Source organism: Novosphingobium sp. SL115 (assembly GCF_026672515.1).
In the GTDB taxonomy this organism is placed as follows: Bacteria; Pseudomonadota; Alphaproteobacteria; order Sphingomonadales; family Sphingomonadaceae; genus Novosphingobium.
The window spans coordinates 608,047-622,773 of sequence record NZ_JAPPRG010000002.1 but is presented as its reverse complement, the minus strand read 5'-3'; the positions used below and the strand labels follow the sequence as shown (position 1 = coordinate 622,773).

Annotated in this window: 11 protein-coding genes; 4 read left to right on the top strand and 7 right to left on the bottom strand. The window is 61.3% G+C overall.

Features of this window, described 5'->3' with window-relative positions; translation table 11 throughout:
- Positions 1-39: 39 nt before the first annotated feature.
- From OVA07_RS04500 to OVA07_RS04490, 3 genes are read right to left on the bottom strand one after another with little or no spacing between them, the layout of a single operon-like run.
- Positions 40-489, bottom strand: a complete 450-nt coding sequence (locus OVA07_RS04500) for a DUF2497 domain-containing protein (protein ID WP_268170274.1) — start codon at positions 487-489, stop codon at positions 40-42.
- Between the two features lie 38 nt (positions 490-527).
- Positions 528-1,985 (bottom strand): TolC family outer membrane protein, encoded by a 1,458-nt coding sequence (locus OVA07_RS04495; RefSeq protein ID WP_268170273.1) that lies wholly within the window; start codon positions 1,983-1,985, stop codon positions 528-530.
- A gap of 17 nt (positions 1,986-2,002) precedes the next feature.
- Complete coding sequence (locus tag OVA07_RS04490; RefSeq protein ID WP_268170272.1) at positions 2,003-2,611, bottom strand: protein-L-isoaspartate O-methyltransferase family protein; 609 nt, start codon at positions 2,609-2,611, stop codon at positions 2,003-2,005.
- A gap of 229 nt (positions 2,612-2,840) precedes the next feature.
- On the opposite strand from OVA07_RS04490, the gene OVA07_RS04485 reads away from it, so the two are divergent.
- The 3 genes from OVA07_RS04485 (at position 2,841) to OVA07_RS04475 (ending at position 7,148) form a co-directional block, all read left to right on the top strand.
- A complete protein-coding gene (locus OVA07_RS04485) occupies positions 2,841-4,352 on the top strand; it encodes a fumarate hydratase (RefSeq protein WP_268172599.1) in 1,512 nt (503 codons plus the stop codon).
- 119 nt (positions 4,353-4,471) lie between these two features.
- Complete coding sequence (locus OVA07_RS19130) at positions 4,472-6,370, top strand: sensor histidine kinase (protein WP_442789613.1); 1,899 nt, start codon at positions 4,472-4,474, stop codon at positions 6,368-6,370.
- Between the two features lie 10 nt (positions 6,371-6,380).
- Positions 6,381-7,148 (top strand): LytR/AlgR family response regulator transcription factor, encoded by a 768-nt coding sequence (locus OVA07_RS04475; RefSeq protein ID WP_268170271.1) that lies wholly within the window; start codon positions 6,381-6,383, stop codon positions 7,146-7,148.
- 54 nt (positions 7,149-7,202) lie between these two features.
- Here OVA07_RS04475 and fabI read toward each other — a convergent pair whose 3' ends face one another.
- The 4 genes from fabI to OVA07_RS04455 all read right to left on the bottom strand — a co-directional run bounded on the left by fabI (position 7,203) and on the right by OVA07_RS04455 (position 11,775).
- On the bottom strand, positions 7,203-8,006 hold the full coding sequence (gene fabI, locus OVA07_RS04470) for an enoyl-ACP reductase FabI (RefSeq protein ID WP_268170270.1): 804 nt from the start codon (positions 8,004-8,006) through the stop codon (positions 7,203-7,205).
- Complete coding sequence (locus tag OVA07_RS04465) at positions 8,003-9,040, bottom strand: YihY/virulence factor BrkB family protein (protein ID WP_442789612.1); 1,038 nt, start codon at positions 9,038-9,040, stop codon at positions 8,003-8,005. The genes fabI and OVA07_RS04465 overlap by 4 nt, the downstream gene beginning before the upstream one ends.
- 3 nt (positions 9,041-9,043) lie before the next feature.
- Entirely contained in the window at positions 9,044-9,988 is a 945-nt protein-coding gene (locus OVA07_RS04460) for a DnaJ C-terminal domain-containing protein (RefSeq protein ID WP_268170269.1), read from the bottom strand.
- Positions 9,989-10,167: 179 nt separating this feature from the next.
- Positions 10,168-11,775, bottom strand: coding sequence for a carboxylesterase/lipase family protein (locus OVA07_RS04455; RefSeq protein WP_268170268.1), 1,608 nt, complete (start codon positions 11,773-11,775; stop codon positions 10,168-10,170).
- 215 nt (positions 11,776-11,990) lie between these two features.
- Between OVA07_RS04455 and OVA07_RS04450 the strand changes: the two genes are divergently transcribed.
- Positions 11,991-14,645 (top strand): TonB-dependent receptor domain-containing protein, encoded by a 2,655-nt coding sequence (locus OVA07_RS04450; protein ID WP_268170267.1) that lies wholly within the window; start codon positions 11,991-11,993, stop codon positions 14,643-14,645.
- The last annotated feature ends 82 nt before the right edge of the window (positions 14,646-14,727 follow it).

The following is a 14,727-nucleotide window of genomic DNA, read 5'->3' as shown; positions in this document are numbered from 1 at the left end:
GCGGAAAGGTCCGTAGCAAACCGGAAATATGGTAGCGAATCAGCCGCGCTTGCCCGCGATTCGGGCGATTTCTGCAGACACCAGCTTTTCCACCATGGCAGGCAGGTTCTTTTCCAGCCATTCCGCCAGCATCGGGCGCAGCATGTCGCGCACCATGCCTTCCAGCGACGTTTCGCCCGACCGCACGATTTGCGGCGCAACGCCGGGCTGAGACAGCATGGACAAAGCGGCCAGCGATTCGCGCATTGAAGCAGTTGCCGCATCGGCGATCAGCCCGCTATGGCCCGTTTCTTCCGCTACGTCTTCGGCAGGTTCGGTCAGTTCCAGCACTTCTGCCGCGCGCTGCGGCGCGGGGCGAGGGCTGGGTTCTGCACGCGGGCGCGGAGCCACATCGGCGCGCGCTGCGGCTTCAAGCCGGTTGTCGCGTGCGATAACCTTCTTGATCGATTCGAGGATCTCCTCGACGGACGGTTCACCGGCCTGACGCATCGAAACTGTTACCCCAACTGCCCCTGTTGCCGATTCTCTTATGGACGCGGCGAGGGTGTGATTGTCGCATCCTGCGCAGGCGTGTCAACGGTGCGCGTCGATACTGCGACAGGACGCGGATCACGGTCCCAGTCAGAAATGCGGTCCTTCACCCGGTCATAATTGATCTGTGGATCATACAGCGCACCACCATCAAGACCCAGATCTTCAGCATCGGCACGCCCCATGGCCGCCAGCAGGTTGAACCCGGCGACATAGGCGTTGCGTCGCGCAGCCACGAGCTGCACCTGCGCCCGCAGCAGCTCCTGTTCGGCATCAAGGATGTTCAGGATGGTGCGGTTGCCCACGGTATTTTCCGCACGCACGCCTTCAAGGCTGAGTGCGGCGGCATCGACTGCGGTCTGGTTCATCGTGATGATCTCGTTCGCGCCCTGCCACGAGGCATAGGCCGAACGGACCGAGGCGATGACCTGCCGCTCGATCCCGATTTCCTGTTCGAGCGCGGCAGATTCACGCGCCTGTGCCTGCCGGGTCTGTGCAGCAGGGCCGCCGCCCTGAAACAGCGGCACCGAAAGGTTCAAGCCCGCCTGCCCGGTGGTCACACCCTGACGGAGCGACTGGCCGGTGGCAGGAAACGTGCCCTGAAACGCCTGATAGCTGCCGGTGGTGGTCAACGAAAGTGTGGGTTTCTTGGCCGCATCGGCAACCTTCACATCATAGCCTGCGGCTTTGCTGCGTTCGCGCGCCGCGATCAGATCGGGGTTGTTTTCAAGTGCGAAATCGACCGCATCGTCTGCTGTGGCGGGAAGGCCGGGCAGAGGGGGTGGCGGCGCAAGATCGACCGGCGCTTTGCCGACCACCTGAATATAGCGTTCGCGGCTGGACATCAGGTTGACTTCGGCGGTGCGCTGGTCGCCCCGTGCCAGTGCAAGGCGTGAGTTCGATTGCGCAACGTCGGTGCGGGTTACGTCACCGATCTCGAAACGGTCGCTCGTTGCCGTGAGGTTGACTTGCAGCACTTCGACATTGTTGCGGTTTAGGCCGACGATGGCCGCGTCGCGGATCACGTCCATGTAAGCCGCAACGACTTCGCTGAACACGCCTGATTCGGTGGCGCGCAGGTCTTCCTGCCCGGCCTCGACGCGGGTCTTGGCCGCGCGGATCGAGTTCTTGACCGACCCACCGGAATAGATCGGAACGCCAAGATTCACATCGACGTTGCCCGACCAGTCAGTGACCAGAAACGATGTTGGGTTCGCCTTGAGGATGCGCGTATAATTTGCCTGACCTGTGAGACTGGGCAGCCCACGGGCGCGGGCGAGTGGAACACCTTCGTCTGTGGCGCGCTGCGTGGCGCGGGCGGCCTGCAGCGTGGGGTTGGTGGTGTAGGCCCCGGTCAGGGCATCGCGCAGGTCATCAGCCAGCGCAGGGGAAATGGCGCACAGGGCGGCGCCCGCCGTCAGCGCAAGGCGTAGCCCCATTCTGTGGGGTGCCATTCTGTTCGGCATAAGGTTCAGAAGCTCCACGCCTTGGGGGCGGCATAGTCTGGCAGGATGGCGAAATCGGCATCGCCCAGCGCGGTGGCGATCACTTTGCCATTGGCCTTGCGTGCCGTGGCAAGGCGGGTGACGCCGCGTTCGGCAAGGCCGGTAACCACGCGGCCATCATCGGCCAGCAGGTCCGCCAGCGAATCGGGCAGCACTTCAACCGCGCCGTCGATCAGAATCAGCGAGAACGGACCGTCCTGCGCCTGTGTCGCAGAGGCAGCGGAGGTGACGTTGCCAGCCAACTGGCCGGTCAGCGCGGCAAGGTAGCCGTTGGTGGCGATTACCAGAACACTGTCGGTTCCGGTGGGGGCTGCAGCTTCCAACATCTGGCCATGCGTCAGTGCAGGAGCCAGCACGGTACCATCGGCCAGCGGCACGGCGCGGTCAGCATATGCCACCGTGCGGCGTTCGGCAGGCACGAAGTCTTCGCGCGCCACGGCGGCGAAGGCAGCAAGCACGCCGGGAGTGTTAACCCCGCTGACACGAAGCTGGCTATCGATCATCGCGCGGCGTGCAGCCTGAAATTCCGTTGCAGCACCGACGCTTGCAGCCGGGCGATCTTCAACCACGGTCATCTGAACCCTCATTACCTGACGCGCGCACCCGCAATCCGGGCGCACCTGCAATCATTGTTGCAAACGCCTGTAGATTATCGAATTGGCCTTTCCAAGGGATTTGCTTGTCGCAAATTGCAGCGTAATGCGCCCCCACTTGCGACAATCGGGCAATTGGCCCAAGCGGCGCTGGCGATTGGCTATACGGAGATCGGCGACGATGGCGGAAATGGTAACGATCAAGGCGGAAATGGTAACGATCAAGGAAGCGGACCTGATCGATAGCGTGGCGGATGCGCTGCAGTACATCAGCTACTTCCACCCGATGGATTACATTCGTGCGTTGGGGGATGCCTATAACGCCGAACAAGGCCCTGCCGCCAAGGATGCCATCGCCCAGATCCTGACCAACAGCCGCATGTGCGCCGAAGGGCATCGTCCCATTTGTCAGGACACCGGCATCGTCAACGTCTTCATCGAATGGGGGCAGGATTGCCGCCTTGACAGCGAACTGTCGCTTCAGGACGTGGTCGATGAAGGCGTGCGCCGCGCCTATAACAACCCGGACAACAAGCTGCGCGCATCGGTGCTGGCCGATCCCGCCTTTACCCGCCGCAACACCCGCGACAACACGCCCTGCGTGCTTCACGTCGAAATGGTGAAGGGCAACAAGGTCGTGGTCGATGTCGCTGCCAAAGGCGGCGGCAGCGAAAACAAGTCCAAGTTCAAGATGATGAATCCCAGTGATTCGATTGTCGACTGGGTGGTGGAAATGCTGCCGCAGATGGGCGCTGGCTGGTGCCCCCCCGGTATGCTGGGCATCGGCATTGGCGGTACGGCGGAACATTGCGTGCTGCTGGCCAAGAAGGCGCTGATGGAGCCGATCAACATGGCTCAGTTGAAAGAGCGCGGCCCCCAGAACGACATCGAGAAGATGCGCATCGAAATCTTCGACAAGGTCAATGCACTGGGTATCGGCGCGCAAGGGCTGGGCGGGCTGTCCACCATCCTTGACGTCAAGATCATGGATGCCCCCTGCCATGCTGCGGGCAAGCCGGTGGCGATGATCCCCAACTGCGCGGCCACGCGCCATGCGCATTTCTCGCTCGACGGTTCGGGGCCAAGCTATCTGGAACGGCCCAAGCTGGACGAATGGCCGCAGGTTCACTGGGCGCCGGATTCAGCGGCCAAGCGTGTCAACCTCGATACGCTGACGCCGGAAGATGTACAGGGCTGGAAGGCGGGCGACCGCCTGCTGCTGAATGGCAAGATGCTGACCGGTCGCGATGCCGCGCACAAGCGCATCAAGGACATGCTGGCCAAGGGCGAGGAACTTCCCGTCGATTTCAAGGGCCGCGTCATCTATTATGTCGGCCCGGTCGATCCGGTGCGCGAAGAAGTGGTTGGTCCGGCTGGCCCCACCACCGCCACCCGCATGGACAGCTTTTCCGACCAGATGCTTGACCTTGGCCTGCTGGCCAGCGTCGGCAAAGCCGAACGCGGCCCTGCGGCAACCCAGAGCATCGCCAACCACAAGAGCGCCTATCTGATGGCAGTGGGCGGTGCGGCATACCTTGTCGCCCGCGCGATCAAGCAGGCCAAGGTCGTCGGCTTTGCGGACCTTGGCATGGAAGCGATCTACGAATTCACCGTCGAAGACATGCCGGTGACCGTGGCCGTGGACAGCGATGGCCAGAACGTCCACCAGCTTGCCCCGCTGGTGTGGAAAAAGAAGATTGCGGAAGAAGGTCTGCTGGTGTGATGTAAAGCCTTTCGCGGATGCTGAAGGCGCAATCGACCCATTCGATTTTCCGATAAACAACCCAATCCGCCCGACCACCGTTATGGTGTGTCGGGCGGTTCGTGTTTAGGCTGGTAGGCATGACCATGGCGAACACTGATCCGGGTATCCCGCGCGTTCCGGCCCGGCAGGTGGTGCTTTCTGCCGTTGCCATGTGGCTATGCTATTTCCTGCTCATCACCCTGCGCGGGCTGGTGGTGGAGCTGGGCGATTTTACCGATCTTCTGTGGCGGCGCGCGCTGGTAACACTGGCCGGAATCGTGGTGACGGTGGCGTGCTGGCCGCTGTTGCGCCGGTTTGATGCAAAGCCGCTGTCAACGCGGGTTGCGGCCGCGCTGGTCATCATGCTCCCTGCCGCGCTGGCATTGGCTGCGGTGAACCAGTGGGCCTTTGCTCCGGTCGAACAGCGCATGATTGAACGGATCAGTCAGGATCAACCGGATGATGGTGCAAACGGCAGCAACACAACCGAAACGACCACCACGCACAACGTGACGGTGCGCGGAACCGATGGCAAGGCAGGCGTTCAGATCCGTCATGACATGGCCGGGAATGTGCTGGTCGATGTGCTGGATGAAGGTATTGTCCCGCCTATGCCCGCAGTGCCGCCGGTTTCGCCCAAGGCACCTGCTCCGCCTGCTGCGCCTGTCGCCCCCGCCTCATCTTCTGCTCCATCGGTTAAACCTGCGGCAAAGGCTGATCCGTTTTTGGATGAGGAGGCGTTGGCGGAACTGGAAGCTTTGGGAGAATTGGGCGCGATCGAGGGCCTCAAAGACACGGACATCGTGACCGGTTCTGATGGCACCATGGTAATTACCCGCCCCGGCATGATGGTGCGCCGCTTTGCCGATGGATCGTCCGAAGTGCGCGCAGGCGGATTTCTGATTCGCAACAACGCGGATGATGAAGTTGAATCGGTCCAGCGCATTGTCGAAGATGCGCCTGCCGCCATTACTTCCCCTGTGCCGCCGGTGTCTCCGCTGACCCCCGCCATGCAGGCAAAAATCCATAACGAGGCGCACGCTGCAGCAACCAAGGCGCTGCGCGAGGCTGAAGGCGCGCGTAAGGCGGCATTGGCCAGGGCACGTGAAGTTCGGGCGCAGAAGGCCGGATTGCGGGATACCGCTGACGAAAAGGTCGAGGCAGCCATTCCCGTGCCGTCACCATCAGATGTGGTGACCGAGGAGGTGCGTGGCCCGTCGGATCATGTCACGATCATCCGTCAGACCATGGAAAGCGAGGGGCTTTGGCGTCAGCTTACCGATGTGGCGCTGGGCCGCTACTTCCTGCTGATCGCTTGGGCGGCGCTCTATCTGGCGCTTGGTAATGGCGAACAGTTGCGTGCGGCGGAATATCGCGAAGGGCAATATGCGCGTGCGGCCAAGGCAGCGGAACTGCGCAGCCTGCGTTATCAGGTGAACCCGCATTTTCTCTTCAATACGTTGAATTCGCTGTCGGCGTTGGTCATGGTCGGGCGCAGTGAACAGGCCGAACGCATGATTCAGTCGATATCGCGGTTCTATCGCCACAGTCTGGCCGGTGATCCCACATCGGACATGCCACTGGAGGACGAGATTGCCCTGCAACGGCACTATCTGGATATCGAGGCGGTGCGTTTTCCCGACCGGTTGAAGTGTGAATTCGATGTGCCCGATGATCTGATGAGCGCCTGCGTGCCGGGGATGATCCTGCAGCCTCTGGTTGAAAATTCTATCAAATATGCCGTTTCCACCACGATCCGCGCTGTTACCATCCGCATCTCTGCGCGTGAGGCGGGCGGGTTTCTGGTGTTGAGCGTGGCGGACGATGGGCCGGGCGAAGGCTTTGCAGGGGGCGGCACCGGCATCGGCCTTGCCAATGTGCGTAGCCGTCTTGCCGCGCGCTTTGGCGAAGACTGTGCGAAAGTGGAAACCGGCCCGCTTCCTGCGGGCGGTTACGCCACGGTGCTGACGCTGCCGGTGGTGCGGAAGGAATGCTGAGGGGAATGTTGTGCGCACGCTGATTGTCGATGATGAACCGCTGGCGGTTGAGCGTATGCAGATCCTGTGTTCGCGCATCCCCGCCTTGCAGGTGGTGGGCACCGCCAGCGATGGCGCTGCCGCGCTGCGGCTGATCGCGGCACTTGCCCCCGATCTGGTGCTGCTGGATATGACCATGCCCGAAGTCGACGGGCTGGGCGTGGCGCGTGCGCTGGCAGGTAGACAAACCCGCCCGGCGGTGGTCTTTGTGACCGCGCATGATGATTTCGCGGTGGAAGCGTTCGATTGCGATGCCGTGGACTATGTCTTGAAGCCAGTAGCGCAGGAAAGGCTTGAACGTGCTGTGGAACGGGCACAAGCCCGCCGTGCAGCCGCTCCGGCAGAGGAGGCTCTTGGCGAACAATCGCCTGTCAGCGAATGGCTTGAAGAGTTCTGGGTGCCGCATCGTTCGGAACTGATTCGCGTAGCGGCAACCGACTTGGAACGCATCGATGCAGAGCGCGATTATGTGCGGCTGCATGTGGGGCAGCAAAGCGGGCACACACAGAACCCGCAGGGGCGCAGCTACATGATGCTGCACACCATCGCCGGGCTAGAAGCACGGCTCGATCCGGAACGCTTCATTCGTCTGCACCGTTCAACCATCGTGCGGCGCGACAGGATCGCCGGGTTGAGGCACGACGGGCTGGGGGTGTGGTCTGCCGAACTGGCCGATGGTTCGATGCAACGCATTGGCCGCACGTATCTGGCGCGGGTCAAGGCGATGGCGGGCCGGTGAATGTAACGCCTTGCCCGTTCGCCCCGCGCGATGCAGGGCGAACGGGCGAGTGTTTTATCCCAGCGCGATGTCCGGGGCGTCTTCCTGCTTCATGCCAACGGTGTGATAGCCTGCGTCCACATGGTGGGTTTCGCCGGTTACGCCCGAAGCAAGGTCGGACAGCAGATAAAGCCCTGCGCCGCCGACATCCTCGATCGTCACATTGCGCCGCAGCGGGCTGTTCAGTTCGTTCCACTTCAGGATGTAGCGGAAGTCACCGATGCCGCTGGCAGCCAATGTCTTGATCGGGCCTGCCGAAATCGCGTTGACGCGGATACCGGACGGGCCACAGTCATTGGCCAGATACTTTACGCTGGCTTCCAGCGCTGCCTTTGCTACGCCCATCACGTTGTAATGGGGAACGACCTTTTCCGCGCCATAATAGGTCAGCGTCAGGATCGAGCCGCCTTCCGACATCATTGGAACCGCGCGCTGCGTCACGGCCACAAGGCTGTAGGCCGAGATGTTCATGGTCATCAGGAAGTTGTCGAGCGTGGTGTCGTAAAACTTGCCGCGCAGCTGCGTCTTGTCGGAGTAGCCGATGGCATGGACGATGAAATCAATCGTCGGCCACTTTGCCTTCAGTTCGTCAAACGCGGTGTCGAGCGCGGCCATGTCGGACACGTCGCATTCAATCAGGAAGTCGCTGCCAAGGCTGGCCGCCAGCGGGCGCACGCGCTTTTCCAGCGCCTCACCCTGATAGGAAAACGCAAGTTCTGCACCTTGTTCGTGCAGCTTCTTGGCGATCCCCCACGCCAGCGACTTGTCGTTGGCAAGGCCCATGATAAGGCCACGCTTCCCTTGCATAAGTCCGGTCATGCGTTCTCGTTCTCGCTTCTAGTCTTCTCATGAACCGCGCCGTGTTTTGCCACACGCGCCCGATTGTCTGCCTGGCCCAACATATCGCGTTCTTCCGGTGTTTCCGTCAGCGCGGCGTTGAGTTCGGCCCCCACGACCATCCCTAAGCCGACCAGCCAGAAAAAGAAAAGGGCGATCATCATTCCGGCAAGGCTGCCATAGGTCAGATCGTAGGAAAAGAACGTGCGCAGCGCCACTGGCAGCGCTGTGGTCACCGCAATCCACCATACCGTGACAAACAGTGCGCCGGGCCATTTGGGATAGTCGCGCCCGCGATAGGCTTCGGGCGTAAGCGAGGCAAACAGCAGCCACAGCGCGCCATACAGCACCACCGCCGGGGCGAAACGCGACAGTGACAGGCCTTGGGCAACCGCATCGAGTTGCGGGAACCATGCTGCAATGGCTTCCTGTGCCGCCCCGATCAACACCTGGGCAAAAATCGACAGCAGAATCAGCACGACTGATGCCAGCGTGATGCCTGTGGACATCAGGCGATAGCGCCAGAAGGCATGTTCCCAGCGGGTGCCATAGGCGCGGCGGAGGATGTCGCGGATCGTTTCGACCAGACTGCCCACGGTCCACAGCCCGAAAATTCCGCCCACCCACAACAACCAACCGGTGCGCGCCTCGATCACGCTGCGAGCCACAGGTTCAATAGTGGCGGCCACCACCGGGGGCAGCGCGATCAGCACCGTATCGATGGCAGCGGCGCGTTGGCTGGGTTCGCCAATGGCTGAAAACAGCGCGGCCCCGGTGATGAAGAATGGGAACAGCGCGATGACAATCATATAGGCAAGATTGCCTGCATGGATCGAGCCGTCGTTGAATACGCCGGTCCACACCCGCTTGACCACTTCCCACGCGCGGCTGCCGGGGCCAAGTCGTTCATGCGCTTCGGCAAGCCCTGCACGCCAGCGCAGCGCGTCGCGTCGCCGGGCTTCAGGCGACAGGTCCGGCATCTGGTGGTGACTGGGGGGCTGTTGGCCCGGCGTCACCGATCAGACGCCAAGTTTGCTACGGAGATCTCGCATGTCCGTCCAACCCTCGAGACGGGCTTTCAGATCCGCATCATCGGCAGGAAGATCGATCTGCAGGGTGACCAACTGATCGCCGCGTGTCCCGTCCTTGCGCGAAAAGCCCCGGCCTTTCAGGCGCAGGGTGCGGCCACTGGAACTGCCGGGGGCCACGGTCAGCATCACCGGGCCGTCCACCGTGGGCACTTTCACTTTCGCACCGTTCACGGCTTCTGACAGGCTGATCGGCAGATCTAGCCGGATATTGTCGCCGTTGCGTTCATAGAACGGGTGGCTGCCAATTTCGATGGTGACAATGGCATCACCGCTGCCGCCGGGACCGGACTCGCCTTTTCCGCCCAGCCGCATCTGCTGACCATGCTCCACTCCGGCGGGCAGTTTCAGATCGATGGTCTTGCCATCGGACAGTGTGATACGTTGGTTGGCGCGCGTGGCTGCATCGGTAAACGATACCTGCAGGCGATAGCTGACATTGGCGCCCTTTGGCGGCGGGCCGCGCCGGGCACTCCCACCAAAGCCGCCGCCAGCGGCTCCACCCCTTCCGCCGAACAGACCTTCGAAGATGTCCCCGATGTCGACGCCTTCGGCCCCGCCGAATCCGCCCTCGAAGCCGCCGTCGTGGCGAAAACCGCCTTGCTGGCCGCGAAACCCGCCGCCGCCAAAGCCTCCTCCAAACCCGCCCATGGGGTTACCGTCAGCATCAATCTCACCCCGGTCGAACCGGGCGCGCTTGTCCTTGTCGGACAGCAGATCGTAGGCGCGGGTGACCTCCGAAAAGCGCTCCGACGCTTTGGGGTTGTCCTTGTTGGTGTCCGGGTGCAGCTCCTTTGCCAGCTTGCGATAGGCGGACTTTATGTCCTTCTCGCTTGCGCTGCGGGGAACTCCCAAGATCGAATACGGGTCTGCCATAGGCCCTAGCTAGGATTTGCATGCGCTGGCCGCAAGGTCAGCGTTGCTGGCAGCACAAATGCGCCGATGATCTGGGCATGTCTGCGAGTGTTTCGGCCCTCTGAACTCCGCGACCAATGACTCCCCCGCCTGAGGGAGTGAGGATAGGCGGGGGAGCATCGTCGCTGCTCTGAGTGCGGTCAGGCGGTGACGTAACGCGACATGATCCTGCGGATCTTCGCCAGCGGGTCGCTTTCGACCTTGCTGGTCAGATTGAAGATCATGGTGGTGCGCGAAGCTGCATCATACTTTGGCCACTCAGGAATAAACCGTGTTTGCGGATTACCGTTCCGCGCAAATGCGACCCACGCCGGATGCATCTGCATTGCCATGCGTGCTGGCGGTTCACCTGGACCGACGAAGTGGCGGATATTGTCGTACGTGCCAAAGACATAGGACAGTTCGGTGGCGTGGCCTGCCTTCAGCCTGCCGCCGAAAGTCGGCAGTTCGTGGTCCATGCGATACATCCACACGGGCGCATTCTGCTTCAGTTTGCGTTCGGCAAGGATCACGGAATTGATCCAGAACATCTGCAGCCCGCCCAGCGCCACGATCAGGTCGCCCGGCGAATATCCGGGGAACGCTTCGCGCAGGGCTGAGGCCATTTCTGAGGCATCGTTGGGATAGGCTTCTGCGACATGACGTTCGAAGCCTTCGGCGGTGGTCTTGGGCAGGGCTGGGTCCATCATGAACATCGTCGCCTCGTCCTTGTTGGACCCGATTATCAGCGGAATGTCAGCTGCAATGGGCGAGGCTTGCGGCGAGAACGGGTTGCCGGGCAGTTCCTTGCCATCAATGCTTGGGCCAAAGCCAGTGATGAGGAAGCCCTTGGTTTCGGTTGATTTCACCTTTTCGACTGCCGCTTTCTGCGCGTCGAAAACCCGCTGGGTGTCGATGGTGGCCAGTGCAGCAACATCGCCGGGCGCAACGCCCAGAACTTCGGTCAGGCTCTGGCCAAGGCTGGTGGCATAGGCGCGCGGCGTGGCTTGAAGCGCGGCTCCGGATTGAATGATCGCCTTCTTGAACAGACCTTTGGCCGAAGGCATCGACAGCAGCAGCGAAACCTTTGCCCCGCCGCCGCTTTCGCCAAAGATGGTGACGTTTTCAGGATCGCCACCGAATTGGGCGATGTTGTCCCGCACCCAGTGCAGCGCAGCGACGATATCGAGCAGTCCGGCCACGCCGGATGAGGCATAGTCAGGCCCCCAGCTATCGGGCAACTGGGTGAAACCGAACACGTTCAGCCGGTGATTGACGCCGACCATTACCACGCCATCGCGAGCGAAATGGTCGCCCCAATAGGTCGGGCGGCTGGAAGCGCCGCTGGAAAAGCCGCCACCGTGCAGCCACACCATAACCGGCTGTTCTGCTTTGGTCGGGGAAGGTGCCCAGACGTTGAGGAACAGGCAGTCCTCGCCATGCGTCTCATCCTTCGGCATGTCGCCCTGAACCGGATCTTGCACGGCTGCGTTTGCAAACGATTGTGCTTCGAAAACTTTCGTCCATTTGGGCACAGGCTGTGGCGCGCGAAAGCGCAGCTTGCCTACTGGCGGCGCGGCATAGCGAAGCCCACGGAAAACATGAATTCCACCGTCTTCAACCAGGCCGCGCACGGGGCCATTTGTGGTTGAAACGATGGGAGTGCTCCGCTTTTTCGCGGCTGCGGCAAGGGGTGAGGTGGAGAGCAGGCTGGCCGCTGCCGAGGACGCCAAAAGCTGGCGGCGCGAGATTTCCAGGGATTTCAGCAAGTTTGTCTCTCCCATATAAGTCAGCTGTCTGCGATTCATTTAATTCGAAAGAAAATGCAGCTTCGATTTAAAAAATAGAAAAAAACCGTAAAACGTCAATTGCAATTCGTAACATCTTCACTTAGACCGCAGCCCCAGAGAGAGCTTGCAATATGTCGGGCAGGAGGCCTGACGCTGCATAAAGCCACATACGGGGAAGGGGAATGGTTGTGAAAATGCCTGAAATCCGTCGAGTCGCTTTTAATTCCGCCAGCGTGTTTGCGCTGCTGGCCGCGCTCGCCTCACCGGTTCTGGCGCAGGATGCGGTGGAGGGCGAAGTAAGCGAAGATTCGGCTGCGGCTCCCAGCGACAAGGAAATCATCGTCACCGGTACGCTGATCCGCGGGATCGCGCCGGTTGGTACAAATGTTGTTGCCGTGACCACCGCCGACGTGGTGGCGACCGGCGCCGCGTCGACCAATGATTTGATGTCGACCATTCCGCAGATCAGCAACTTCAACTCGTTTGTTTCGGGCACTGCCGGTTTCGGGCAGCCGATTGCGGCTACCAACCTGCGTGGCCTTGGCGCTTCGGGCGGCACCACCACGCTGCTGCTGGTCAACGGCCACCGTTTGGTCGGTTCGGGTATTCTGCAGACCTATGCCGATCCCACCATCATCCCGCCGGGCATGATCGAACGTGTCGAAGTGATCCCTGATGGCGGATCGTCGATCTATGGTTCGGACGCCATCGGCGGCGTTATCAACTTCATCACGCGCAAGCGCGCTTCGGGTGTTGAAGCTAGCGGCCGTGTCGGTTTCGCGGACGGCTATCGCACGGTCGACGCCAACCTGCTGGTGGGCAAGGACTGGGGCACCGGTTCGCTCATGGTTGGCTACAACTATGCTTGGCACAACAACATTCAGGGGCTTGAGCGCGATTACGTGACGCAGGACAGCCGCGCGCAAGGCGGCACTGATCGCCGCGTGGCAACTTGCGCGCTGACCAACATCACGGTTGCAGGCGTCAGCTATGCCATGCCGGGCCGTGTGGCGGGCACGCAGAACAAATGCGACAGCACCGACTACGCCGATATCTATCCGCGTGAACGCCGTCATTCTGTTTATGCCGTGCTCGACAATGACATGAGCGACACGGTCAACTTCAACATGCAGGCGTATTATTCGCGGCGTGACACGGTGACCCGCACGGCACCGCTGGCCACCAACGGCACGATCCGTTCGACCAATCCGTTCTTCCAGGCGATTGGAAGCGAAACGTCGCAAGGCGTGCTGTTCGATTACACATCGGTCTTTGGCGATGACGGTGTGCAGAGCCCCGCTCGCTTTGATTCGATGGGCATCACGCCCACGTTCAACATCGACATTGGCGGCAACTGGAATGTGCTGCTGATGGGCAACTATGGCCACAGCTTCAACGCCACCACCGAACGTGCGATCAATGCCGATGCCGCTAACGCGGCGCTGGCTGGCACGACCACGGCCACGGCGCTGAATCCCTATAACCTGTCGCAGACAAATCCGCCGGTGCTGGCGGGCATTGCTGATTACCAGAACTATTCGCAGTCGAAGCAGGATCTGGGTGAAGCCCGCATCGTGCTGGACGGTCCGTTCGCCAGCCTGCCAGGCGGCGATGCGCGGGTGGCCATCGGCGCCGAATATCACTGGGAAAAGATGGATGCCAGCATTGCATTCGGCCCCACCGCAACGCCCAAGCGCAACCGCGCCGTGGCATCCCGTCGGGTGAAGTCAGTCTATGGCGAAGTGTTCGTGCCCGTGTTCGGTGCCGACAATGCGCAGCCGGGGCTTGCTGGTCTCGATCTGACCGGTTCGGTGCGTTACGACAGCTATGACGATGTTGGCGGCACCACCAACCCCAAGGTCGGCTTCAACTATCGCCCGGTCGAATGGATGACCTTCCGTGGTAACTACGGCACCTCGTTCCATGCGCCCAGCCTTGCCGACACCACCGGCGCGGTCGATGCGCGCGTCACCTCGATTGCGGTGTCCACCAATCTTGCGCCGGGCAGCTCGCCTGCCGACTTCTTCCGCCCGATCCTGTTCATTTCTGGTGGCAGTCCCACGTTGCAGCCGGAAAAGGCCAACACCTGGTCGCTGGGGGTCGATATCAAGCCGCCTGTATGGGACGCGCTGAACATCAGTCTGACCTATTACAACGTCGATTTCACCAACGTCATTTCGGTCAATGCGGGCAACTTCCTGCAGGGCGCTGCCTATTACGCCGATCCCACCAACGCGCCGTTCTATATCCTGAACCCAACGCTGGCACAGGCTGTGGCGTTTTCGAACGGGGCGCGGGCCGACAACTTCTCGTCGCTGCAGTCGTTCTTTTCCAGCAACAGCCCGACCGCGATCTATGATCTTCGCCGTTATAACCGTGGCCAGTTGAAGCAGGATGGCCTCGACTTCACGGTCAGCGTCAACCAGAAGACCGGCTTCGGTTCGATCAATGCCAGCTTTGCGGGCACTTACGTGCTTAACCGCAACACGCGCGAAACGCCGACGGCTGCCTTTGTTGATCGCCTGAAGAACGGCTTTAATCGCCTGAACTATGTCGCCTCGCTGGGCGCTGATGTCGGCGCGGTTACCGCCCGTGCGACGCTGACCCATCGCGGTAGCTTCCCGATCATTGGTGATCCGGTTCAGGCCCGCGTGAAGGGCTATGATACGGTCGATCTCTACTTCGCCTATGATCTGGGCAAGATCGGCATGTTCAAGGAAGCATCGCTGACGCTGAACATCGACAACGTAGCCGATCAGGATCCGCCGTTCCGCAACACTGGCAACGGTTTTGCCAACGGGTCCACGCTGGGTCGGCTGGTCGCTGTGGGCCTGCGCACCAAGCTTTGATCGTTCTGCATCTGTGACCTGTAACGACAGGCCTCGCGACTTGATTGCTCGCGGGGCCTGCCGCACTTCTAAATCTTGTACT